The organism is Pradoshia sp. Z4_20, from assembly GCF_058216035.1.
Genome location: NZ_JBZAJD010000002.1, coordinates 71252 through 96179, shown reverse-complemented (window position 1 = coordinate 96179; position 24928 = coordinate 71252). Strand labels below are relative to the sequence as shown.

The 24928-nt window shown below is 38.0% G+C and carries 19 protein-coding genes; 13 read left to right on the top strand and 6 right to left on the bottom strand.

Features of this window, described 5'->3' with window-relative positions:
* Positions 1-47 precede the first annotated feature (47 nt).
* The 4 genes from AC4BHP_RS06435 (at position 48) to pulA (ending at position 6107) form a co-directional block, all read left to right on the top strand.
* Positions 48-575 (top strand): hypothetical protein, encoded by a 528-nt coding sequence (locus AC4BHP_RS06435; RefSeq protein WP_066099799.1) that lies wholly within the window; start codon positions 48-50, stop codon positions 573-575.
* A 270-nt stretch (positions 576-845) separates the two neighbouring features.
* The gene (locus AC4BHP_RS06430) at positions 846-1271 is read left to right on the top strand and encodes a hypothetical protein (RefSeq protein WP_490551753.1); all 426 of its coding nucleotides are present in this window, start codon (positions 846-848) and stop codon (positions 1269-1271) included.
* Positions 1272-1791: 520 nt separating this feature from the next.
* The gene (locus AC4BHP_RS06425) at positions 1792-2820 is read left to right on the top strand and encodes a PTS sugar transporter subunit IIC (protein ID WP_490551752.1); all 1029 of its coding nucleotides are present in this window, start codon (positions 1792-1794) and stop codon (positions 2818-2820) included.
* Positions 2821-3605: 785 nt separating this feature from the next.
* The gene (pulA, locus tag AC4BHP_RS06420; RefSeq protein WP_490551993.1) at positions 3606-6107 is read left to right on the top strand and encodes a type I pullulanase; all 2502 of its coding nucleotides are present in this window, start codon (positions 3606-3608) and stop codon (positions 6105-6107) included.
* A 454-nt stretch (positions 6108-6561) separates the two neighbouring features.
* Here pulA and safA read toward each other — a convergent pair whose 3' ends face one another.
* The gene (gene safA / locus AC4BHP_RS06415) at positions 6562-7164 is read right to left on the bottom strand and encodes a SafA/ExsA family spore coat assembly protein (protein ID WP_139891127.1); all 603 of its coding nucleotides are present in this window, start codon (positions 7162-7164) and stop codon (positions 6562-6564) included.
* A 374-nt stretch (positions 7165-7538) separates the two neighbouring features.
* Between safA and AC4BHP_RS06410 the strand changes: the two genes are divergently transcribed.
* From AC4BHP_RS06410 to AC4BHP_RS06400, 3 genes are all read left to right on the top strand, one after another.
* Entirely contained in the window at positions 7539-7820 is a 282-nt protein-coding gene (locus AC4BHP_RS06410; RefSeq protein WP_140461350.1) for a putative periplasmic lipoprotein, read from the top strand.
* Positions 7821-7947: 127 nt separating this feature from the next.
* Positions 7948-8640, top strand: coding sequence for an HAD family hydrolase (locus tag AC4BHP_RS06405; RefSeq protein WP_490551751.1), 693 nt, complete (start codon positions 7948-7950; stop codon positions 8638-8640).
* A 162-nt stretch (positions 8641-8802) separates the two neighbouring features.
* Positions 8803-10827, top strand: coding sequence for a penicillin-binding transpeptidase domain-containing protein (locus AC4BHP_RS06400; protein WP_225983686.1), 2025 nt, complete (start codon positions 8803-8805; stop codon positions 10825-10827).
* 284 nt (positions 10828-11111) lie between these two features.
* Here AC4BHP_RS06400 and AC4BHP_RS06395 read toward each other — a convergent pair whose 3' ends face one another.
* Positions 11112-11408 (bottom strand): hypothetical protein, encoded by a 297-nt coding sequence (locus AC4BHP_RS06395; protein ID WP_140461352.1) that lies wholly within the window; start codon positions 11406-11408, stop codon positions 11112-11114.
* A 207-nt stretch (positions 11409-11615) separates the two neighbouring features.
* Entirely contained in the window at positions 11616-13718 is a 2103-nt protein-coding gene (locus AC4BHP_RS06390; RefSeq protein ID WP_257468929.1) for a 5'-nucleotidase C-terminal domain-containing protein, read from the bottom strand.
* A 367-nt stretch (positions 13719-14085) separates the two neighbouring features.
* Between AC4BHP_RS06390 and AC4BHP_RS06385 the strand changes: the two genes are divergently transcribed.
* Entirely contained in the window at positions 14086-14367 is a 282-nt protein-coding gene (locus tag AC4BHP_RS06385) for a hypothetical protein (RefSeq protein ID WP_490551750.1), read from the top strand.
* Between the two features lie 105 nt (positions 14368-14472).
* Here AC4BHP_RS06385 and katA read toward each other — a convergent pair whose 3' ends face one another.
* Positions 14473-15924 (bottom strand): catalase KatA, encoded by a 1452-nt coding sequence (gene katA / locus AC4BHP_RS06380; protein ID WP_139063775.1) that lies wholly within the window; start codon positions 15922-15924, stop codon positions 14473-14475.
* A 503-nt stretch (positions 15925-16427) separates the two neighbouring features.
* Here katA and AC4BHP_RS06375 point away from each other — a divergent pair.
* The 4 genes from AC4BHP_RS06375 to mutL all read left to right on the top strand — a co-directional run bounded on the left by AC4BHP_RS06375 (position 16428) and on the right by mutL (position 22344).
* A complete protein-coding gene (locus tag AC4BHP_RS06375; protein ID WP_490551749.1) occupies positions 16428-16862 on the top strand; it encodes a DUF4395 domain-containing protein in 435 nt (144 codons plus the stop codon).
* 216 nt (positions 16863-17078) lie between these two features.
* The gene (cotE, locus tag AC4BHP_RS06370; RefSeq protein WP_066099703.1) at positions 17079-17678 is read left to right on the top strand and encodes an outer spore coat protein CotE; all 600 of its coding nucleotides are present in this window, start codon (positions 17079-17081) and stop codon (positions 17676-17678) included.
* 106 nt (positions 17679-17784) lie between these two features.
* Positions 17785-20397 (top strand): DNA mismatch repair protein MutS, encoded by a 2613-nt coding sequence (mutS, locus tag AC4BHP_RS06365; RefSeq protein ID WP_490551748.1) that lies wholly within the window; start codon positions 17785-17787, stop codon positions 20395-20397.
* A gap of 15 nt (positions 20398-20412) precedes the next feature.
* On the top strand, positions 20413-22344 hold the full coding sequence (gene mutL / locus AC4BHP_RS06360; protein ID WP_490551747.1) for a DNA mismatch repair endonuclease MutL: 1932 nt from the start codon (positions 20413-20415) through the stop codon (positions 22342-22344).
* A gap of 702 nt (positions 22345-23046) precedes the next feature.
* On the opposite strand, the gene AC4BHP_RS06355 is transcribed toward mutL, so the two are convergent.
* Complete coding sequence (locus AC4BHP_RS06355; protein WP_066104258.1) at positions 23047-23460, bottom strand: YkvA family protein; 414 nt, start codon at positions 23458-23460, stop codon at positions 23047-23049.
* Between the two features lie 183 nt (positions 23461-23643).
* Here AC4BHP_RS06355 and brfA point away from each other — a divergent pair, with 183 nt between their 5' ends.
* Entirely contained in the window at positions 23644-23865 is a 222-nt protein-coding gene (brfA, locus tag AC4BHP_RS06350; RefSeq protein ID WP_490551746.1) for a ribosome rescue factor BrfA, read from the top strand.
* 45 nt (positions 23866-23910) lie between these two features.
* Here the strand turns inward: brfA and AC4BHP_RS06345 are convergent, their stop codons facing one another.
* The gene (locus tag AC4BHP_RS06345; RefSeq protein ID WP_490551990.1) at positions 23911-24606 is read right to left on the bottom strand and encodes a YqjF family protein; all 696 of its coding nucleotides are present in this window, start codon (positions 24604-24606) and stop codon (positions 23911-23913) included.
* Positions 24607-24928 lie beyond the last annotated feature (322 nt).

Genomic DNA, 24928 nt, shown 5'->3' with positions numbered 1-24928 from the left:
CATTATTTCATACTAAAACCTAAGTTTTAAATAAGGAGGAATGAACCTTGAAAAAAGACTGGCGCTACTCCAGTTATCCATTCATGAGAGAAAAAAGCTGTTTAGTTGATTATGAGATTCGCACTGATAGTTTAACCACAAGGCTTGGAGCTGTTTTCCCGTTATTGACTGAGAAAGAGCAAGCAGTCATTGATGACCTTCGTAAGGTTCAAGCGCTATGCTATCATGTGAACGGTTCTGTGCGCGGAAAATTGGCGATAACTGAAGCAGATTTACAGTGGTTGAGTGATAGATATGATTTTTATGTTGAGAAAACAGGGGAAAAGGTAAAACAATTCGTATTACCGCAAGGAAGCAACGCTGCATGCGCACTTCATGTCGTACGCAGTGAGGCCAAGAAATCCTATCGTGCCCTGCATAAAGTTAGTGAAGAGCGAGAAGTGCTAGACATCTTATTTGATTTCCTAGGATTGCTCGCAAATGTTTGTTTTGTGATGGCTGTTTATGTAAATCAGGTGAACGGCATACAGGAAATTCCTTTTGTCAGTAAATCATATGCTGTGAAAAAGAAATGAATGTTTAAGCCTACATCTAAAATAATAGAGTTAGATAGATCTTGTTATCCATTTTTAATGAAGAGAGAATGTATGATTTGATAAAAAGAAAAGCACGATTCTTTCATAACCAAAGAAAGAATCGTGCTTTTTTATGGATGAAAAGAGGACATATTAGTAGGGAATGTAATTCTAGCCATGTTACGATTAAGTTATATTAAAAGAAACAAGCAGAAGTAAAATTTGAGTTTAATTAAACCGGTAACTAAATACTTTAGGAGTGTTGCCACCGTGCTGTATAAATTTAAACAGAAATTTAACGAAATAAGTAAAAATGGAGTGACCGTTCCTATTAAGCCAGTAATGTTAGAACAACTAATAAAAAGACAGTCTGGCCAAAAAGATATAAAAGTAGAAATAACAACAGGCCATTTGAACATTCGAGGTAAAACAGATAAAAATGTTTCATATATGATAAGCCTGAAACCAATTCATATGGAAAAAAGAGTGATTATTTTTGAAATTGAGAGTATGAAGCCGATTGATATAAAGATAGATGAAATTAAAATTTTTAACAGTCCGCCATTTTCAAATTACACAAATCAGACGATTAAAATGGATTTTAATTCCTGGGATATCGTCAAAAAGATACCTGTTGGAAAAATTAAATCGTATGAGATGAATGATGGGACAATCAAGTTAACATTATCATTATAAAGAAGAGCGAGGATTTCCGTAAAAGTGCGGAAATCCTTTTTTTGGACCAAAAAGATTATACGCAGCAGCTATTATAAACAGAGATACTCAAAATCATTCATATACTTCGCACTGGTTATGAGGTAGAACAAGTTTTGTGTATTTGCCCGTTTTTATGTTACTTTACGACTAAAATAATTAATAAGTATTCGTAAATCAAAATGTGTAATTAGATTATATTTAAAAATAGAATTATTGGCTGTGGAAAGTGGAGAGTGAAAAAAGGAAAATGCCAGAAACCAACTATTACTGTAAGTTAAAAATATAATATGAATATGGAAATTCAGTTGATAAAAACGTTATGGAATTATTTTGAAGTTCAAATTATTAATTTATATTAAATTTTCAAAATATTTTGCTATTTTTATTTTAGGTGTGTTAATATATCTAAATACTAATATCTCCAATAAAGGAAGGATGCATAGAAAAGAAAACATAATACCTTTATTTTTCAGAATATTTAATTAACTAATAAGGGGCGATGGGGATGAAGAGAAAAGAATATATAGTTAATCGAATGTATAAGGCGTCAACGGGAATCGCAAATGCCGTTTTAGTAACATTGGGAATCGGTCTATTATTTGAATCAATTGGGGGTTATTTTGATTGGCAAATGTTCCTTACTATTGGAGGAGCGGCAAAGGTTTTGCTAGCGCCTGCTCTTGGTGCAGGGATTGCCTATCAGCTTGGAGGTAACTCATTAGTACAATTTAGTGCAATGGCATGTGCCACAGTTGGTGGAGCAGCTATACAAAAAACAGCAGAAGGTGCTTTTACAATCGTTACTGGACAACCCATATCGGCTGTATTGGCTGCACTCATCGCTACATATATAGGCAAGAGGATGGTTGGTAAAACGAAATTGGATATTATGGCAATTCCAATTACAGCTATTTTTATTGGCGGGGTTTCAGGAGTTGGATTAGCGGCGGTGACGACACCATTACTAACATGGATAAGTGCACAAATTACAGCCTCTGTAGAAGGCTCTCCTTTAATTGGATCGATTGTACTATCCTTGGTATTTAGTCTTTTATTAATGACTCCAGCTTCATCAGCTGCGCTTGCGATTGCTCTGCAGTTGGATCCAGTATCAAGTGCAGCAGCTTTGATTGGCTGTACAGTACAATTTGTAGCCTTTACAGCAATGAGCTATAAAGATAATGATTTAGGTGGCTTCCTTGCCCAATCAATCGTGACACCAAAGGTACAGTTTCCTAATTTGATAAAAAACCCAATCTATATTATACCTGCGTTTACAGCTGCCGCAATTGCTGCGCCAATAGCTACGATGGTCTTTGATTTTAAAGTACCGTATGAATTAGGCGGGATGGGGCTAAGCTCGTTGATTGCACCAATAAACATCCTAGCTAATCAAGGGATAGGCATATTCCTCATCTATGTTGGAATAGGGATGGTGCTTCCTGTTATGATTGCTCTTGCGATTCACCGTCTCCTAAAAATGGCTGGAAAGGTTAAAGCAGGTGATCTTCATCTTGAAGTTCAATAGTTGTCTGCTTTGTATCTTTTGACATATTGACTCAGATAGGGTTTGTGTAAACCGAAGAAGAGAATCTATTTTGAGAAAATATGCTAAAAATGAACCTAAACAATGCATAGAGAAAGTTATTATATCTTCATTTGTAATGAACATATAAAAAATGCGAAGTGAGTAGATGATTTCTGTATGATGCAGGAATCATCTTTTTTCGTGTGCAGAATGACAGCTTAGTTGCTTGTTGATTTAAAATATAAAGTGCTTCAGTTACTTAAGTCCAAAGAATGTTTCAGGCGGGCCATGAGTTTAAGAATATGCCTACAATATATCGCGATTATTCTTTTGGGGGTATTATGACTTCGTAATCAATAATCAGATTATTGTTTGGATGGAAATCACCTCCATTGTGAAAGAGAATTCAGCAATATAGTAGCAGACACATATAGTTAATTATATTTGAATGTTTTTTCTACGAAAGGGGACGTATTCAAGAGTTGCTGGATTTGTTTGGTAAGGAAGAATGATTCAACTCTGATGATCCTCTTTCGTTTAATTTATATAAAGGTATAGGCATAAAGTCCATATTTCTGAATCATATTCTTCTAAAAATAGGAAAACGTAAACTGTTCTTCAGAAAGTTAGTTTACTAGAATGGAAGGGTGTAATTATGAAAACGATTACATATATGAATTTATGCAATCGTTTGCCTACTAAGAGAAGAATGAAGGAGGAGGAAGATGTCTGTGAGAAAGAATAGAATTATCGCGTTGCTAGGCACATTTTGCTTGTTATTGACAATGCTCCCTCAGCTAAGTGCAAAAGCAGAAGATGGAAAAACGGAGATTGTCATCCATTATCAGGGAAATGATGATGCAAAGGATTGGAATCTATGGGTATGGCCTGAAAATGGAGAAGGTCATGTCGAACAGTTTGAGGAAGAAGATGCATTTGGAAAGGTTGCGAGATTTACACTGGAGGGACTTCATGAGCGGGTTGGCTTTATTATTCGTACTGATTCATGGGAAAAAGATGGAGGCGACCGTTGGATTGAAGGAATAAAGGATGGAAAGGCGGAGGTGTGGATTATTTCAGGAGATGATGAAGTGTACTATTCAGAACCAAACAGTGAGCCGAGCATCAAAAAGGCAGCGATGGACAGCTTTACAGAAATCACTGTCACGACAAATAATCCACTTGATATAAACAGAACAGTGATTGAGCTTGAAAATGCACCCATTCAAGCAATTATCCCTGAGGAAGGGAATAGCTCAGTAACAAGTAAGTTTACGATAAAAACAAACAAGAAGCTTGATGTGCGTGGAAGCTATGCCGTGAGAATTGAGGGCTATGGAGAGCGGGCTGTTGAGATAGGAGAAGTGGTGCGGACAGAGGAGTTTGATCGCCAGTATTATTATGGTGGCAATGATCTTGGGAACACCTACTCACGTTTTTCGACCAACTTCCGTTTGTGGGCTCCAACAGCTCAAGAGGCAAAGCTCGTTCTTTATGAAAATTGGAATGATCCTAAGGGCAAGGAAATTACGATGAAGTCGGATAAAAAGGGGACATGGACGGCTAAATTAAAAGGAAATCAGGATGGTCTCTTTTACACATATAAAGTGAATATAGGTGGGAAATGGACAGAGGCTGTTGATCCATATGTAAGGGCAGCGTCAGTCAATGGTCAAAAAGGAGCCGTGATAGATTTATCGAAAACAAATCCGAATGGCTGGAATAAACATAAGAAACCAAAGTTAGCGAATCCAGAGAGTTCAATTATTTATGAATTGCATGTACGCGACTTGTCCATCCAGTCAGAAAGCGGAATTAAGCAAAAGGGGAAATATTTAGGCGTTACGGAGAAAGGTACAAAGGGACCAAATGGGCTTCCAACCGGTCTTGATCATATACAATCATTGGGAGTAACTCATGTTCAATTTTTGCCAATCTATGATTATAAAACAGTAGATGAAACAAAGCTTGACGAGCCACAGTATAACTGGGGGTATGACCCACAAAACTACAATGTACCGGAAGGGTCTTATTCTACCAATCCCTATGAACCTAAAGTGAGAATAAAAGAACTGAAGCAAATGATCCAAACGCTCCATAAGGAGGACGTACGTGTAGTAATGGATGTTGTCTACAACCATATGTATGATGCTGCAGAGTCAAACTTTCAAAAGTTGGTTCCTGGCTATTACTACCGCTACAACGAGGATGGTACATTGGCCAATGGTACCGGTGTCGGCAATGATACTGCCTCCGAGCGAAGAATGATGCGTAAATTCATCGTCGACTCCTCAAGCTATTGGGCGAAGGAATATAAACTGGACGGATTTCGATTTGATTTAATGGGAATCCATGATGTTGAGACAATGAATGATGTAAGGAAGGCTTTGAAGCGTATTGACCCATCATTTATTATCCATGGGGAAGGTTGGGATTTAAATACTCCGCTTGCGGCTGACATAAAGGCAAATCAGAAAAATGCTGAAAAAATGCCCGGCATTGCTCATTTTAATGATGACATTCGAGACGGACTGAAGGGCAGTGTATTTGAAGAGCAGGATAATGGATTCGTAAATGGAAAATTGAATATGGAAGATCGGATCAAAAAAGGCATTATGGCCGGTCTTGATTATGATGATAATCAGGCAACATATCGTGATCCGGAACAGGTCATCACCTATGTCGAAGCACATGATAATCATACCCTTTGGGACAAGTTGGAATTAACGAATCCAAATGCAAGTTACGAAGAGAAAAAGCAAAGGCATAAACTGGCCACGTCTATCATTTTAACTTCACAGGGGATCCCATTTATTCACGCCGGACAGGAATTTATGCGAACGAAGTATGGAGACCATAATAGCTATAAATCCCCAGATGCAATTAATCAATTAGATTGGAAACGGAATGCAGAATTTGTGAATGAAGTGAAATATATGTCGGGTTTGATAGAACTTCGTAAAAACCATCCAGTATTCAGAATGACGGAGGCCAGCGCAATAAAGGATAGTATTCGCTTTTTAAATGCACCGGTAAATACGATTGCCTATACGATTACTGAACCATCAAGAGGAAAGCAAAATGGGAGCTATTTTGTAGCACATAATGCCAACACAAATGATGTTGAAGTTGTACTTCCACGAAACGCTGTATGGAATGTACTCGTAAATGCAAATGAGGCTTCCTCGAAACCCATATATAAACTGAAAGGGGAAAAGGTGACCATTCCTGCATTAAGTACTGTTGTGCTTCAAGAAAAGGGAAAAAAATATAAAAAGAAGCGCTGATGCATAGTTTATCCAAGGCCAAACAGCCCTGTCATCATAATGACAGGGCTGTTTGTTTTTTATAAAACGAATTAGCTAAGGCTTCAATAACCAACCTATGCCCCGGGTATCCCCGGTCAAAGGCGGAGCAAAGGTGTATCAAAGGTGAAGGAAAGCAGCTATCAAACACCTATACAGTACCTATGCCCCGGGTATCCACGGTCAAAGGCAGAGCAAAGGTGTGTCAAAGGTGAAGGAAAGCAGCTATCAAACACCTATACAGTACCTATGCCCCGGGTATCCCCGGTCAAAGGCGGAGCAAAGGTGTGTCAAAGGTGAAGGAAAGCAGCTATCGAACACCTATGCAACACCTATGCCCCGGGTATCAAACCCACCTCTCCCGCCAGTTTATCCCCTAAGACAAGTAAAGGAAGGTTTAGAAAACGAAAAAAGAAAGCCAAAATAGGCTTTCTTTTTACTTAGATATAAATTGCTGAGTCCAAATGTGACCAGATTTCGCATAACCTACACCAATATGAGTAAACTTCGAGCTTAAAATATTTGCTCTGTGGCCTGTGCTATTCATCCACGCCTTTACAACTTGTTCAGGTGTTGTTTGACCTTTTGCGATGTTTTCACCAGCAGATTTATAGCTGATACCAAAGTTTTTCATCATGTCGAATGGTGAACCATATACAGGACTAGTGTGACTAAAATAATTATTATCTCTCATATCTTCTGATTTGTATCTAGCTACTCTAGCAAGCTCCCAATCATATTTTAATTCCTGCAAACCTTGTTTTGCTCTTTCAACATTGACGAGTCTGATAACTTCTTGCTCATAGGATTTAACATCGTCTTGAGTAGGAATATTGATCTTTTGACCAGGATAAATCAAGTTTATATTTGAAATTTGAGAATTGGCTGCAATAATTTCGCTGATTCCTGTCTCTGTTTTAACAGCAATCTTCCATAAAGTATCACCGGAGACAACCGTATATTGATAGTCTGCAAAAGCGGTGGCTGTAGGTAGCAGTAAAGTGGTTGTGAGTATAACTGATGTGATTTTTTTCTTCATCTTTCCTCTCCTTAAAATTTTTTATTACGGGTTCGATTATATAAAAGAATGGAAGAGAATTGGTTGTCAATATCAGGAATCTACTAATATTGCCATTTGAACCCCTCTAGAAAGGGATTTATACAAATTTGGTAAATGATAGAATTGGCGATATAACTATTAGAGGGAGAGCTGATTTTTTAATAACCGATTATTAATGTTAAGAGTATAAACATCCAAGCTCGGGGCTTTTTTGTTGCGAAGATAGGGGTTAAGAGATGTGTTGAAATTTGATTTAGAAAATAATGAAATATGACAAATTCAAAAACAGTATATACGTTCCTTCTATAAGTCTTTTATACTAAAAGTAGGCAAATGGAAGGGGGGTCCATATAATGAAAAAGATGTTAATCGCATTAGGTGTAACATTATTATTTACAGGGTGCAGTGCTAGCGAAAGTTCAATTAAGGTAAACGAAAAGGTGGAGATTGAGAGTTCTGTTGGACAAAAAGCCGTACATACATATATTAAGAAAGCAAAAGCTCATCTCAGTACAGCTCCTAATTATAATCCGGCAGTCTATGATGATCGGCTTATGAAAATGGCAAGTGATTCATTTCAGATATCTGTGGAAGAAGCAACTGAGATTTACAAAGCCTATGAATATGATAAATAATTTTTTTATTTAAATTTAAAGCGCTTTCATTTGATGGGAGTAAAACTTTATTTTAGTTCTGTATTAACCTTCTTACAAAAAGGGTAATAAACTATTGATAGGGCTAATACAGAGAGGAAGTGGCACGGTGAGTCTCCAGACCGTTCTGTTTGATTTTGATGGAACTATTGCCGATACTTTACCTGTTAGTTTTGAAGCTTTTAGGTATGTGTTTAATAAATATGATCAAAGAAGTTTAACTGATGAAGAGATTATTCAATTATTTGGTCCCATTGAGGATGTTATTATAAGAAATCATTTACGTAATAAGGAAAAGGTGGAGCATGCCATAGAAGATTTTTATGATTTATATGAAAAAGGGCATAATCGTGAGTTTGAATACTTAACAGAAATTCAGGAAATGCTGGATGTTTTAAAGGACATGGATATAAATCTGGGAATTGTTACTGGAAAAAGCAGAAGATCATTAACACTCTCACTAGAGTTGTTGAATCTATACGACTATTTCGATGTGACCATTTCTGGCGATGAAGTTAAAGCACCTAAACCCGATCCTGAAGGGATACAGAAATCACTATTTTTACTCCATAATGATCCATCTGAGGTCATCGTTGTTGGAGATAGCCAGGCTGATATCGCTGCAGGAGCTTCAGCGCACGTAACGACCATCGCAGCTCAATGGTTTAGCACAGTTCAAACGAGCTTGTATGGAACAAAGCCTACTCATATTTGTAAGACTCTTCCTGATTTTATTAAATTGATAAAAAAATATAAGCATGAAACTTCAATTAAAATACACAAAAAAAATAGTTTATTCTAATTAATTCCTTTTAAATTAACTCTTTGTAGTTAAACTTAAAAGGTTTTTTTGTCTATTCGCTTTAGTAAAATTGTTTATAAGCTTTATTTTGAAGATGAAACATTGTGAAAATCATTGATTAGTTTAGTATAATAGTCTTGTATGTGAAAGGGGGCTCTCACGTTGAAGGTTAAAAAAACCATATGGGGAAGTATAGGAATGTTATTAATGGTTCTTATCTTGGCTGGTTGTAATGAAACTGTCAGTCCAGAAGAGCGATTGAAGGAATACATAAACCTGTGGAACGATCAGAAATTTGATAAGATGTATTCGAACTATGTAGCAGACTCAGCCAAAGACAAGTTTAAAAAAGAACAATATGTCGATCGATATCAAAAGGTCTATAAGGACCTGGAGATTTCCGATTTATCAGTTAAAAGCGAATTCAAGGATGAGAAAGAGCTGAAGAGGGATCAAAAAAGTATAACACTTCCCATTCAAGTAAAAATGAATTCCCTTGCAGGACCGATTGAATTTGAAAAAGAAGTAACCATGAAGCTTGAAACGAAGGATAAGGAAGAGAATTGGTATGTAGACTGGGATACAACTTATATTTTCCCTGAACTTCAGCCAGACGATAAGATTGGGATTAAAACGACAACTGGTAAAAGGGGCGAAATCCTTGATCGTAATGGAAATGGACTTGCGATAAATGGAATTGCTCAAACTGTAGGTATAACACCAGAGAAGTTTGATGAATCCAAAAAAGCTGAGTTAACAAAATTATTGAATCTTAGCAATGACTATATTGATAAACAGCTTAATCAAAGCTGGGTTCAGCCAGGTTATTTTGTGCCAATTAAAACAATCCAAAATAACCAAACAGAGCTGATTGAAAAATTAAAAGTTATTAATGGTGTCAGTTTCCAAGAAAAAGAGATTCGGGAATATCCATATGGTGAAAGTGCAGCCCATTTGACAGGATATGTAGGTACTATTACTGCTGAAGAGCTAGAGAAAAATAAAGATAAGGGCTATTCAAATGACAGTATAATTGGCAAAAGAGGGCTTGAGCAATTATTAGAGGATAAACTGCGCCCGAAAGATGGCAATACGATTTATATTAACCGCGAAGATGACCCTATAGTCATTGCTGAAACAGAAGCAGAGGATGGGGAAAGCTTTAGGTTAGTATTGGATGGTGAATTACAAAAACAAGCATTTCAAAATATGAAGGGAGCTGCGGGGACATTTGCTGCGGTACATCCAAATACAGGAGATGTATTGGCGCTTGTAAGTTCTCCGTCGTTTAATCCAAACGACTTTGTACTGGGAATTAGCTCAGAGAAGTATAGTCAGCTGGAAAATGATAAAAAACTGCCATTGTTAAATCGATTTGCGGCCGCTTATTCACCTGGTTCAACGATCAAGCCGATTATTGCAGCAATTGGTTTAAAAACGGGTAAGCTTGACCCAGAAAAACAGCTGAATATTAAAGGCTTAAAATGGTCTAAAGGGAAAGAATGGGGAAATGCCTCTATTACAAGAGTAAGCGATCCAGGAAAACCTGTTAATCTTCAAACTGCCTTACAAATCTCAGATAATATTTATTTCGCACAGACAGCTCTTTCGATTGGTGAGACTGATTTGATTAATGGATTTAAGGAATTAGGGATTGGCGAAGAAAAATTCCCGCTCGAATATCCAGTCCGCGCATCACAATATTCAAATAGCGGCAAATTGGAGAGCAGTAAATTATTAGCTGATACTGGCTATGGTCAAGGAGAAGTATTAATGAGTGCGGTTCATTTATCCAGTATTTACGGTACAATTGTCAATGATGGAAAATTGATGAAGCCTCGTCTTTACCTTGATACTGAAACTGCCGTTTGGCATGATTCTTTTATTACTGCTGAACAGGCTAAAACATTGAAAACTGACTTGAGGAAGGTTGTTACAAGCGGCACAGGAAAGGCTGCAAACACACCTAAACTGGAATTAGCAGGTAAGACAGGTACAGCTGAGCTGAAAAGCACACAAGGAGAAGAAGGTATTGAAAATGGGTTATTCGTAGCCTATGATCAAAAAAATCCGAAGGCTGTCATGGCACTGTTAATAGAAGATGTACAAAATAATGGCGGAGGTAAAAATGTTCAATCCATTGTTCAAAAGACATTCTTGGATTGGGATTCCTCTGAAATTGATTAATTAAAAAGGTAAACAAAAAATAGAAAAGAAGCTTCCATTCAGAACATGAACGATACTCTGGATAGCGGACACTGATAAAAAAAGTGCCACTATCCGGGGGTATCTTTCAAGTAAGGGTGGGAGCTTCTTTTTTCACGCTTCTTTACAGGTTTTATTTTTGCATCATCCAAGTTAATAGTTTTTTTATTTTTTCATCAATACTTTTAGTTATTTACTATCTTCTGCTGAGTGCACCTTAAATAGATAAACTAGTAATCTGAAAAAATAATAGTGATGTAAATCGATTAACGGGATTTAATTCTCCTCACCAGGTAGATGATGCCTGCTAAGATGATTCCTGCGATGCTCACAAATCCCATTAGCAATATAGAAAAGCCTAATCCAATGTTCGCATCTTCAGAGGGGGTAATCACTTCAGCAATAATTAAGAACGTATACAAGCCAAAGGTAGCTAGGTAGATTAATAGTGCTGCATAACGCTCGCTTTTACTCCCTTGCCTGGTTACTGCATAAACGCAAAAAAAGGAAAACGCCAGGAGAGCGTACCTCAAGATAATCTCAGTATAATTAATATAATCCATAATCACCGCATCCTATCTCGATTTATTTAATATATTGAACATCCTATCTCATTATAAAGTTAAAATGGGTATTTATGGAATAAGTAAAAAGGCATGTCCCTTCAGCAAACTTATTTCAGGTTAACAAAATTAATGTAAAATTCATTGAAAAAAGGCATCAGTCTTAAACTGATGCCTTTAATATTCTTTATCTCGAATAGCTTTATCTTAATTAGCTAAATCAATAATCCTGCCTTCAACATTAGGTGAAACAGTTTGTTCAGGGAAGGACTGGATGTAATCGGAGAAAATTTCCCAATCAACGAAGCCAGGTTCGCTTACGCGTCCATCTGCATAAATATCAGCAAAGACAGAATAGCCATCCCCGCCTTTGGCAGTGAAGATGTTCGTAGCAGCGAAGTAGTTCTGTGTATCCACGAGTGATGTATATTCGCCATTCTGGTTTATTTCGACTGATTGCACGCGTGTGCCAGCAGGTTTAGAGCTATCATAGATAAACCGCATGCCTGCGACCTGCAGGTATCCGCCGCTAGCGCTTGGAGCAGCACTAACGCTATGTTCAAGAGCTGTTTTCAATTCCGCTCCGCTTATTTCCATGATTGCGAGTGCATTGCTGAAGGGGAGGACTGTCATAACGTCAGCTAAAGTGATTGGTCCTGCCTTTAAGGTTGTCCGGACACCGCCGCCATTTTGTAGGGCGATGACAGTATTTGGGTTGATGGCTTTTGCCTTATCGAGCATTCCATCAGCAATCAAGTTGCCAAGATTTGTTTCGCCTGTCCTTGCAGCAGGATTGCCACCAATCAGATCGACAGCTGTTGTTCCGACAACTTGTTTTTTCTTTGCGTCAACAATAGGCTTATACTTCGCTAGGATTTGAGCTGCTGCCGGGTCTTCAGCAAAGATATAAGATCCTTCTGTGTTCTTAGCATCAATGCTAATCAGTTCGCCATCATAGGCAATAACTTTTCCTTTTTTATCAAAGCTCACATCAAGCTCACCAAGATATTTGGAATACTCGTTTGCTTGGACGATAACTGTCGGTTCTTTGTATTTATCTACAACGACTGGCTCATTCAGCTGTGAATGAGAGTGGCCGCCAACAATAATATCAATGCCTTCGACTTGATTAGCAAGCTCAAGGTCATTGTCACCGCCGCCGTCATTGTAGCCAATATGGGTAAGGGCGATGATTTTATCGACTCCTTGTTTCTTGAATGCTTTAACGGAGGCTTTGGCTGAATTGATATATTCTTCGAATTTAACATCACCAGGACTAGAGATACTGGTAGTCTCAGCGGTCGTTAAGCCGAAAATACCAACTTTCTCACCGTTTACATTTTTAATAATACCGTCGTATATTTTTCCATCATGTGGTTTAGCAGTATATGTGTTATTCTGAAGTCTTTTCATGAGGGCATCATCGCTGAAGTCAACATTTGCACTCACAAATGGGAACTCAGCGCTTTGAACGAATGGCAGCAAGGTCTCAGTGCCAAGATCAAATTCATGGTTACCAAAGGTAAAAGCATCGAATCCGGCAAGATTCATCAATTCAAGATCGGCTAGTCCCTTAAATTCATTAAAATAAAGGGTGCCAGAGAATACATCACCAGCATGGAGAAGAAGATTATTCGTATTTCCATTGCGATGTTCATTAATTGCGGTTATTTGTCTTGGTGTATTTTCAATATTAGCATGTGTATCGTTCACATGAAGAACACGCAACTGATAATCTGGGGCTTTTAGGGCTAGTTGCAGCATGGAAATAAGCTCGGATAAGCTAGCCTTTTGGTTATAACCAAATTCAGTATCGGAAATACCTTCAGCGATGTCGTATAGAAGGATAGAACCGATTCTTTCAGCGTGTTTAGCAGGTACATCAGAGAAGTTTGTTACTGTGCTTCCTTTCAAATCGAAAGCCTTCGCAATCCAAACAGCAAGCTCCCCACGAGTTAAGGGCTCATAGCTGCCAAATTTATTCTTGCTTTTCCCATCAAGAATACCGGCATAGACTAATGAGTTTACAGCTTTTTGGGACGATTTTGGCACATCCGTAAAGCTTGTCTTTGGAGCTTTTTGGCTATCGAGTTTTAATGCACGCGCCATCAGAGCAGCTGCATCAATTCTAGATATGGATTTCTGTTTCTTCATACTTTGGGACGAAACGCCCAGTTCCTGAATAAAACGTGCTTCATTCTGGCGATCAGATGTTTTTGCATCGACTGCCGGCGCAAGCAATGTTCCAGCAAGCGCAACAACCATTGTCATAATGGCCAACATACGAGAAAACTTCAATCGAAACTTCATATACCGCTCCCCTTTTGTTTGATATGGCCAAGATATAGGCCTCATATCTGATTATAAATTAGTTTTCGAGGCAATCGACATAATTTTCAAATAAATGGTAAATTTGAACTATATATTAATAATCAATTCTTTTAAGAGATATTTATTTAGTATCTGTAATGTTTTGTTTAATAATTAAGCCTTAGAAATCTGATTAACCTTATCATATAGTGTATGTGTTCAAGATGAAGGAGAAAGGTTATTAATTTTGATCTTAAATTTTACAGATCTTTATTTTCCGAGTTATTAAATTTAAATGAAATCTAAATGGAAAACGTTTTGTAATATTATTCCAAATGGTGATACTCTTATGAATGGAGGTGGAGTGTTGAGAAAATTCAGTTTATGGTCGATGGGAATGATGATAGCAGGGCTGATATTATTCGGTTTAACCGCAGGTATAGAAAAACATGTGGAACTTTTATTTCTTTTAGGAAGTCTTTCTTTTGTAGTTGGAATAGTCTTCAGTTTTGTGGCGATTGCAAAACAGGAAGAAGGTTGGTTAAAATTCATTTCACTCAGTTCTTTTTTTATTGTGTTCTTTGTGATTAGCTGGTTTGAGCCGTTTTATTTCATTCGAGTCCTTACTTGGCTAAAAAATACTACTTAAAAACTTGGAGGAGAAGGGGAAATTGTGTCTTTATTTAAAAAAGGTACTGCGTATAGCAGTACCTTAAACTTAATTGAGAACGTAAAATACGATTAAATTATTCTATTAAACTTCTTCAGTTACTGTTAAACCAAGTCCTGCAGCTACAAGTGTTCCGTATTCAGGATCAGCTTTGTAGAAATGCTGGATTTGACGTTCGATAATTTCAGGTACAGTCACACCTTGCATAGATCCAACGATGTTGTTAACCAGGTTAGCGCGTTCTTCACTGCTTAACAATCTGTAAAGATCACCAGCTTGAGTGTAGAAATCATCATTATCATAAGAAGTGCTTGCAGCATAGCCTTCCACTTCAAATGTTGCTTGTTGATCTTCAGGAGATTCTTGTGGACCTCCGAAGCTGTTTGGCTCGTAGTAGACAGAAGAACCGCCATTTATACTTGGGTTCATTTGGCCGTCACGTTGATAGTTATTTACTTCAACTTTAGGACGGTTGACTGGTAAGTGATTATGGTTTGCTCCCACACGGTAACGGTGAGCATCTGCATAAGCGAATAAACGACCTTGCAACAATTTATCCGGTGATACATCAATACCAGGAACAAAATTACCAGGAGAGAATGTAGCTTGTTCTACTTCTGCAAAATAGTTTTCTGGATTTCTGTCTAATACCATGCGGCCAACTTCGATTAAAGGATAGTCTTTTTGAGACCAAACTTTTGTTACATCGAATGGATCGAAACGATATGTGTTGGCATCTTCAAGCGGCATGATTTGTACGCATAATTTCCATGCAGGATAATCGCCAGCTTCAATTGCATTGTGTAAGTCTTCGATATGGTAGTCTGGATTTGTACCTGCAAGCTCAGCAGCCAAATCAGTAGATAGATTTTTTACCCCTTGTTCTGTTTTCCAGTGGTATTTAACCCATACAGATTTACCTTCAGCATTCGTCCATTTGAACGTGTGGCTACCAAATCCGTGCATATGACGCCAAGTAGCAGGAATACCACGATCAGACATAAGAATCGTTATTTGATGTAAAGATTCTGGTGAAAGTGACCAGAAATCCCAAACAGCATTAGGGTTTTTCAAATGTGTTTTTGGATCTCTTTTTTGTGTATGTATGAAATCAGGGAATTTGATTGCATCACGGATAAAGAAGACAGGAGTATTGTTACCAACGATATCGTAGTTACCTTCTTCAGTATAAAGTTTTACTGCAAATCCACGAGGATCACGTAATGTATCAGCAGAACCAAGTTCACCTGCAACTGTAGAGAAACGAATGAACAAAGGAGTTTTTTTGCCAACTTCAGATAAGAAAGCAGCTTTTGTATATTCAGTTAAATTCTTTGTAACCTCGAAATAACCATGTGCTCCGCCGCCTTTTGCATGTACTACACGCTCAGGTACACGTTCTCTGTTAAAATGAGCTAATTTTTCTAATAAATGTACGTCTTGAATTAAAGTTGGTCCGCGTCTTCCAGCTGTGATGGAATTCTGGTTATCTCCTACAGGAGCTCCCCAACTAGTTGTTAATTTTTTGGACATTATTTATACCACCTTTTTCGTATGATAAACCTATTATATTTATTTTTTATAATATTATCAATTAAAAACTACTATTTATTTAAAATAATTATAAATAAAAGGAGATTTAGTGAAAGGATGCTTATTTAATTCATTGTGAGAGAGCTCTTACAGGTAGGGGTTTTACCTTTAGAAATAAAGCAAGCAAGAGAGGCAGCAAGGAGATTCTCAATTAAGAAGCAGGTATTCTTATTTATGTTCTTTTAATTAGAGTATAAAATTATCAAGTTTATAAAAAATCTACTATCGAACTAGTTCGTTTACAAAATGAATGGGAAAGTTATTATCCTTTATCAACTTCCTTGCTGTCAATTAGAATGGTTCATGATTCTTCCTCTAAATACAATTAATGACTAAAAGTATTGATGAGAAATATAATTTAATTAAATTCTTATACTTTCCCATTTATGGTTAAACAGAGTAAGATGAAAAATAACATATAAAACATATTGGAGAGGTGTGAAATAATGGGAGAAACGGTCCGCACAGTTCCGAGACCATTGGTACGTTTAAACCAATGGGTGATTTTTCTTAGCGTGGTCGCTACTTGGGTAACAGGTGTTGAATGGATTTTAGCACTGCCTTTATTTGCAGGAATTATGGGTTTAGTCTTTGGATTCAATCCAATCATGCAAGCAGGTAAATTATTTTTAAGAAAAATAATTTCTGATTATATCCCGGAAGAGTGGGCTCAGCAACAATTTAATCAAGTGATCGCTGTTATTTGTCTTGCAGGCGGCCTGATCAGTTATATGCTTGATTGGATGATTGCTGGATATGTATTTACGGCCATGGTTGCTATTGCATCATTCGTTGCTATCCTGGGATTTTGTATAGGCTGCTTTATTCGTTTTCAATGGCAGCAATATATGTATAAAAGATCGACAAACAAAACAGTTTAAAGAAAGTATTAGGATCCTGTAAATAGCAGGATCCTTCTTCATACTATTATAGAAGAATTCCGCATAACTTGCTCCTATTTTTAAATCAAGGTCACCTTTCTTCAGCATGGGCATAAACTGTAGCATGCAATCCTTGTTGAACTGATAATTAATTTGCACGCTAGACATTTATCATGCATAGGATGAAATGAAAATGGTTGAGGAGGGTAACCTTGTATGTCGCAATATAGAGAAATTATCACGAAGGCAGTAGTGGCAAAGGGGCGTAAGTTTACCAAGGCAAATCATACGGTTTGTCCAGACAACGATCCTACCAGTATACTGGGCTGCTGGATTATTAATCATACGTACGAAGCTAAGAAACATGGTAAAAAGGTAGAAATTGCAGGATATTATGATATCAATATTTGGTATTCATATTGCAATAATACAAAGACAGAAGTCAGAACAGAAAAGGTTCCGTATAAAGATACCATCAAATTAAAGTATCGGGACCAAACAGTCTATGATGATAATGAAGTCATAGCCAAAGTGGTTCAACAACCGAATTGTATTGAATGTCTAATAACTCCAGATGGTGAAAAAATTTCTGTTCATGTTGAACGTGAATTTTTAGTGGAGATTATTGGTGAAACAAAAGTAACTGTTTCAATCAGGGAAAATGCAGACACCGATGAGGAAAGCTGGGAGCTTGAGGTAGATGATGACGAACTGGAGGAAATTAATCCTGATTTCCTTGATCATAGTGAGTCATCCAGTGAAGAGTCCAGCTCCTATGAATCAGACAGGAAAAAAAGCAAAAGCAAGCGGGATTAAGTAACTAGAGAGAAAAACTCTCTAGTTTTTTTGTTGTTAGATGAGCTTGGCTCCTATGATATAATACTTCTATTATATATTTGATTGAAAGAAAGGTTTTGGGAAAATGGCAGTAGCAACCTATACTCCTATGATTCAACAGTACTTGAGTATAAAGGCAGATTATCAAGATGCATTCTTGTTTTTCCGTCTCGGTGATTTTTATGAAATGTTCTTTGAGGATGCCATTAAGGCATCAAAAGAATTGGAGATAACCTTAACAGCGAAGAATGGTGGAGGAGAACAAAAGATTCCCATGTGCGGGGTTCCTTATCATTCAGCGCAGTCTTATATTGAAACACTGGTAGATCGTGGCTTTAAAGTGGCCATTTGCGAACAAACAGAGGACCCAAAAGCGGCAAAAGGAGTCGTTAAACGTGAAGTTGTCCAATTAATTACTCCAGGTACGGTGATGGAAGGAAAGAGTCTCGCCGAAAAAGAGAATAACTATCTTGCGACTATTTCTTCCATAGATGGCTTGGGATTTGGAGTGGCTCATATTGATTTAACGACTGGCGAAAATCGAGTAACCCATTTTTCCAATTTTAAAGATGTGTTAAATGAAGTTTCCGTTATAGGATCTAAAGAAGTTGTGGTTCAGCCAGATTTCGGTGAAGAAAAAGAAGTGTTATTAAAAGACAGAGGGATTGTCACGATTTCTTATGAAGCCGACTCGGAACCGAAGGAAGAGTTTAACCATTTGGTAAGTGAGCTTCCGAAAAAAGACCTAAAGCATACGGTAGCCCGTTTGCTCAATTATATACAGCGTACTCAAAAGAGGACGATTGAACATATTCAACCAGTTGAATTATATGAAACGGAACAATATTTAAAAATTGATTACTATTCAAAAAGAAATTTAGAGCTCACGGAAACTATTCGTTCAAAAGGTAAAAAAGGCTCTCTTTTATGGCTTCTTGATGAAACCAAGACGGCCATGGGCGGCAGAAGACTAAAGCAATGGATTGAACGCCCATTAGTCAGCGAATCTGAAATAGAAGCTCGGTTATCGATGGTTGAAACATTTATGAATCAATTTTTTGAACGGGAAGAGCTGCGTGAGCTATTACATGAAGTGTATGATTTGGAACGTTTAACAGGCCGTGTTTCCTATGGCAATGTAAATGCACGGGATTTATTGCAGCTGAAGCGTTCCCTGCAGCAAGTACCGGCTATTATTGATGTGATTGGAAGGCTGCCTATTGATACGGCTAAAGAAATCGCATCCCGGATGGATCCGTGTGAAGAAGTGACGGATTTACTCGAGCAGGCGCTGCATGAGAACCCGCCGATTTCCATTAAAGAGGGAGGCATTATTCGCGAAGGGTATAACGAAGATTTAGATCGTTATCGCGATGCTTCCAAGAACGGGAAAACCTGGATCGCTCAGTTGGAACAAAAGGAAAGAGAAAGAACAGGTATCCGTTCTCTAAAAATTGGTTATAATCGTGTATTTGGTTATTACTTGGAAGTAACAAAGGCAAATCTCCACCTTCTGAATGATGATCGATATGACAGAAAACAAACTCTTGCAAATGCAGAACGTTATATCACTCCAGAATTAAAAGAAAAAGAAACAATCATCCTCGAAGCAGAGGAAAAAAGTACAGGTCTGGAATACGATTTGTTCTGTGAATTACGTGATCAAATTAAAGATTATATACCTCGTCTGCAAAAATTAGCGATGGAAATCAGTGAATTGGATGTTTTACAATGTTTCTCTACTATTAGTGAACGTTACCACTATGTAAAACCACAATTCTCTCATACACGTCAAATGAGTATAAAAAATGGCCGACATCCAGTCGTAGAAAAGGTTTTAAAAGCACAGGAATATGTACCGAATGATTGCTTCTTGGATAAAAAGAAGGAAATCTTATTAATTACTGGACCAAATATGTCCGGTAAGAGTACGTATATGCGCCAGGTTGCCTTGACAGCGATTATGGCCCAAATCGGCTGCTTTGTACCTGCAGACGAAGCAATCCTGCCAATATTCGATCAGGTATTTACGAGAATCGGTGCAGCAGATGATTTGATATCAGGACAAAGTACCTTTATGGTCGAAATGCTTGAAGCGAACCATGCGATTACGAATGCAACAGAAAACAGTTTGCTTCTATTCGATGAAATCGGAAGAGGAACGTCAACCTATGATGGAATGGCATTGGCCCAATCAATCATAGAATATATTCATCATCATATTGGTGCAGCTACCCTCTTCTCCACGCATTATCATGAGTTAACAGCTCTAGCTGATCAACTCAGCAAGCTGAGTAACGTACATGTTCGTGCAATTGAGCAAAATGGCACAGTCATTTTCCTTCATAAAGTAGTCGATGGACCTGCTGATCGCAGTTATGGTATTCATGTTGCCAAGCTTGCGGAAATGCCGGAGACGGTGATTAAGCGAGCGCAAGAGATATTAAACGTCCTTGAACAAGGGGACAAGCAACCAAAACCTACGCCGCCTGTAAAAACTGAAACTGATGCTGAAATTGTCAGTGAACAGGCGCAATTATCCTTTTTCACAGAAGATAAAAAGGAAAAAACGACTTCATCATCCCGACACTCAAAAGAGTGGAAGGTAGCGGAAGAGCTTAAATCCTTATCTATATTAGAGATGAATCCTTTAGAAGCTTTAAACGCCTTATATACATTACAGAAAAAATTAAAGTAGGAAGGAGAGAACGATATGGGGAAAATTGTACTGTTAGATGATCTATTATCCAATAAAATCGCTGCCGGAGAAGTAGTAGAGAGACCTGCATCTGTTGTAAAAGAGTTAGTGGAAAACTCAATAGATGCTAACAGTACGGTAATTGAGATTTATGCTACGGAAGCCGGTCTTGAATCCATTCGCATTATTGATAATGGGGAAGGGATGGAAGAGGACGATGCCCTCAATGCTTTTCACAGGCACGCGACCAGTAAAATAAAGGACGAAAACGATTTATTCAGAATTCGTACGCTAGGTTTCCGGGGTGAGGCATTGCCTTCAATCGCTTCTGTTTCCAAATTCGAATTAAAGACCTCAACAGGTGATGGACCTGGAACCCGTCTTTTACTCGAGGGCGGCAAGGTCCTTACTCATGAGTCCTATTCAAGCCGTAAAGGAACCGATATAACGGTGAGTGAACTGTTCTTTAATACACCGGCTCGTCTGAAATATGTTAAAAGCGTTCATACAGAGCTTGGGAATATAACCGATGTCGTAAATAGGCTGGCACTGTCGCATCCGGATGTATCGTTTAAGCTGGTTCACAACGACCGTACCTTATTACAAACATCAGGCAACGGCAATCCACTTCAGGTGCTTGCCGGGATATATGGGATACAAACTGCTCAAAAAATGCTGCCGTTTGAAGCATCAACACTTGATTTTTCAATAAAAGGCTATGCCGGACATCCGGAAATGACGAGGGCTTCGCGTAACTATATGACCATTTTGGTAAATGGAAGATTTATTAAGAATTATTTAATCGCCAAAGCAGTCATGGAAGGGTACCATACTTTATTGCCTATTGGACGTTATCCAATTGCGATGCTCAATATTGAAATGGATCCTTTATTGGTTGATGTGAATGTGCATCCTTCCAAAATGGAGGTTCGTTTCAGTAAAGAGCAAGAGCTGATGACATTAATTAGCGAGGCCATCCGGAATACGTTTAAAAAAGAGACATTAATTCCGACAGGCGCTCCTGTTAAACGTGAGGAAAAAGCAAAAACGGAACAAGCTCAATTTACGTTTACGGAGGAAAGAGCCAAGCGGCCTGAGGCGCCAAAGCAGACTCCTCCAATGGTAAAGGCAACTGAAGGATTTTCAGTGATTTATGATCCGCCTGAGATTGAACAGCCGAAGCGGGAATTCGAGGCTCCTAGTCCTATCGAGTTGAACGAGCCTGGAAGGGAATCAGTAGAAGAACAGGTAGAAACTGAACCGTTTATCAGTTCAGAAGCGGGTTCCGAACGTGTCGGAACGATCGTAGAGCAAAAAGAAGAGGAATTAGAGCCGATTCAAGACAATCAGGACATGCAAGAAAGCCGAATTCCGCCTTTATATCCGATTGGACAGCTGCATGGAACGTATATTTTGGCCCAAAATGAACAAGGGCTCTATATGATTGACCAGCATGCTGCCCAAGAGCGGATTAAGTATGAGTTCTTCAAGCATAAGGTGGGAGAGGTCAACAAAGAACTGCAAGAAATGTTGGTACCGATGACACTGGAGTATTCAACAGATGAGTTTGTGAAGCTGGAAGAACATAAAGAAGAGCTGGAAGCGGTCGGAGTATTTTTAGAACCATTTGGATTAAATAGTTATATTGTCCGCGCCCATCCAACCTGGTTCCCAGCAGGCATGGAAGAAACGATCATCGATGAAATGGTCCACCAAGTATTAACGATGAAAAAGGTGGATATCAAGAAATTGCGTGAGGAAGCGGCAATTATGATGAGCTGTAAGGGGTCAATTAAAGCCAACCGGCATTTGCGTAATGATGAAATCAGTGCATTACTGGATGAATTGCGTCATACAAATGATCCATTCACATGCCCGCATGGCCGTCCAATTATCGTTCATTATTCGATTTATGAGCTGGAGAAAATGTTTAAACGGGTTATGTAATGTAGTAAGTAAATAAAAATGCATTAAACTTTAATTAAGCGGGGGAACAAGTCGTTTTCCTCCGCTTTTTTTGTGTTTATAATATAAGTTTGGATACAAAAAAGCTCCTAAGCTGCGCTTTTTTGGGGCCTATCCCCCAGCTATGAGGCACCTATGACTGGCCTATACCGGGTAAAGGTGTCTGAAAGGTAGGTGAAGTATGGAGGAAAGGAGCTATCTCCCAGCTATGAGGCACCTATAACCGGCCTATACCGGGGTAAAGGTGTCTGAAAGGTAGGTGAAGTATGGAGGAAAGGAGCTATCCCCCAGCTATGAGGCACCTATGACCGACCTATACCGGGGTAAAGGTGTCTGAAAGGTAGGTGAAGTATGAAGGAAAGCAGCTATATCCCAGCTATGAGGCACCTATGATCGGCCTATACCGGGGTAAAGGTGTCTGAAAGGTGGGTGAAGTATGGAGGAAAGCAGCTATCCTCCACCTATGACCAGCCTATACCGGGGTAAAAGTGTCTGAAAGGTAGTCATCTTAGGGAATTTAATTTATGAGCAGGTACCATTACTTGCAGGGTTGATTCTCTCTAAGCAGCTGCTTATGTTTTTATGTAAATCGCATATATGTATTAACCAGGACCCGAGAAATCAATCTTGAAAATCAAAAAAGGTGTCAAATCAGCCTATCATACTGATCAGACACCTTTTTAATTACTCAATATCAATAGTTTGCTCTTGCTTCGCTTGCCATAGTTTGAATTTCTCGAGATCTTCAGTTATTTGCTTAATCGTAAATCCGATAATGGCTGCATCATCAGCAAAACCAAGACCTACAATAAAATCAGGGATAAAATCAATAGGTGATACAAAATAGATAATGGCTGCGATTATAGAAATAATCGATTTTTTAGGAATCTCTTTATAATCACCCTTTACCCAAGAGCGAAACATGGTGATGAGTAATTGAAGATTGTCCCATACCTCTTCCAGTGCATTTTTGTTTGTATTTGATTTCGTAGTTGCTTCATCTAATAGCTCATTTGATTTTTTTGTATTATTTAAATAGGTTTTGGCTGAATCGATGTATTTTTTATATTTATGTATTCCTTTGTTTTGTTCTTCCATTACTCATTCCTCCTAAACGACAACTTGTTTACATTTTAAGGTATATTTCTTCAACTAACAACATTTCAGTGATTGGTTTGAAAATAAATTAAAGACCTCTCATTAGAAACGCTGCTTAATGTCTTTTTCCCTAAATTTGTGTATACTAATCCTATCCTGTAAAAAATTGAGGTGTATAGAGTTATGAGTAAAAGTCGGGCTAAAAAATATAGGTTGAAATTGGAGAGGGAAGGCAAGCGCAATCCTGAGACTCTACGGGGCGGCCTATATACAATTGATTTGAGTACAAGAATGACGAAAACAAAGAAGGATAAAATAGAACAATTTAAACATAAAAAGAGATTTCAGCATCTAACAAAGGATGAGGGAATCTCTTTTTATTTGGCTCTAAGGAGATGTGTATAAAAGGAGTCAGTATTTTAGTCCATGGCACTGAGACCTTATACTATTCTATGTACTGAAACGATTAGTGAAATGGTGAACCAAAGGCCAAGCACGCACCTCAATTTTTTTTGCAAAATGAAATATAGGCATTTCACCATTAATATCAATACCTTGCTTGGATAGAACGGAATTCTTACTGAATTCTGCTTCTGCCTCTTGTAATACCCAAGGGTCATGTAAAATATCACAGCGAAGCGGTACTCCTGATAAATTTAAGGTATAAAAGCAGTAACGCTCGGCCATCCATTCCTCGAAAGACCCTTTAGCTGCCTGAAATGGTTCTGAAATTGGTCTATAGCTACAGGCTAACTCGATTTCATGGTCATGTAGTCTCTTACTTTTAAATTCAATGTTTGTATCATTAGTCTGGATCTCCATATCAGTGTACCAATACGGTAAGTGGTATAGTGTTCTAGCCCCTTTTACAGCAAGCCAATTGGAAGCATCCAAACTAAAAAAGTACACACCTGGCTTTCCATCGAGAATGACATATGTACGAACATTTAGCTCAGGAAATTGATCTGTTCCTGGAATAGGGGGTAATCCCCGGAGTCTAATACCCGACATACGAAACGGTACAACCCCAATCCAGCATATGCCATTATATGAATCCAAAGGGAGCACTTCAGGTACTAACTTTCGTAATACCTCATATTTAATTGGATAATGGGCAAATAAAAGATCGCTCCATGTCTGCTTCATTGTCCAAGGTAAATTCGGGAGAGCCCATGGACGATGACTGTCATCCCATTGGTTTTTATCGAGCTTTAGTTGTTCTCCCAAAACCATCACTTCCTTAACATTTTTTTTGGAATTGAACTCCTTCTAAAATAATCGTTACCACTTTACTGAAGTTAAGTAAAACTACATCAAAAGTTTAAAAAAACATCATGAGAATTAGCATTGATTTTGCAATTTTACATGGAGAGAAACAACCTAATTAATACCTATTATACCGTTAAATTGAAATGATTTTATATTATTAATCTATTTTAAAGTAACTATTGTAGATTTAAATTCAGGA

What these genes read in the sequence shown, in the direction of transcription:
- AC4BHP_RS06425 (WP_490551752.1), top strand. Translation starts at nt 1,792, where the DNA reads ATGGGGATGAAGAGAAAAGAATATATAGTTAATCGAATGTATAAGGCG.
- pulA (WP_490551993.1), top strand. Translation starts at nt 3,606, where the DNA reads ATGCTCCCTCAGCTAAGTGCAAAAGCAGAAGATGGAAAAACGGAGATT.
- safA (WP_139891127.1), bottom strand. Translation starts at nt 7,164, where the DNA reads ATGAAGAAAAAAATCACATCAGTTATACTCACAACCACTTTACTGCTA.
- AC4BHP_RS06410 (WP_140461350.1), top strand. Translation starts at nt 7,539, where the DNA reads ATGAAAAAGATGTTAATCGCATTAGGTGTAACATTATTATTTACAGGG.
- AC4BHP_RS06395 (WP_140461352.1), bottom strand. Translation starts at nt 11,408, where the DNA reads ATGGATTATATTAATTATACTGAGATTATCTTGAGGTACGCTCTCCTG.
- AC4BHP_RS06390 (WP_257468929.1), bottom strand. Translation starts at nt 13,718, where the DNA reads ATGAAGTTTCGATTGAAGTTTTCTCGTATGTTGGCCATTATGACAATG.
- AC4BHP_RS06375 (WP_490551749.1), top strand. Translation starts at nt 16,428, where the DNA reads ATGGGAGAAACGGTCCGCACAGTTCCGAGACCATTGGTACGTTTAAAC.
- cotE (WP_066099703.1), top strand. Translation starts at nt 17,079, where the DNA reads ATGTCGCAATATAGAGAAATTATCACGAAGGCAGTAGTGGCAAAGGGG.
- mutS (WP_490551748.1), top strand. Translation starts at nt 17,785, where the DNA reads ATGGCAGTAGCAACCTATACTCCTATGATTCAACAGTACTTGAGTATA.
- mutL (WP_490551747.1), top strand. Translation starts at nt 20,413, where the DNA reads ATGGGGAAAATTGTACTGTTAGATGATCTATTATCCAATAAAATCGCT.
- AC4BHP_RS06355 (WP_066104258.1), bottom strand. Translation starts at nt 23,460, where the DNA reads ATGGAAGAACAAAACAAAGGAATACATAAATATAAAAAATACATCGAT.
- brfA (WP_490551746.1), top strand. Translation starts at nt 23,644, where the DNA reads ATGAGTAAAAGTCGGGCTAAAAAATATAGGTTGAAATTGGAGAGGGAA.
- AC4BHP_RS06345 (WP_490551990.1), bottom strand. Translation starts at nt 24,606, where the DNA reads ATGAAGCAGACATGGAGCGATCTTTTATTTGCCCATTATCCAATTAAA.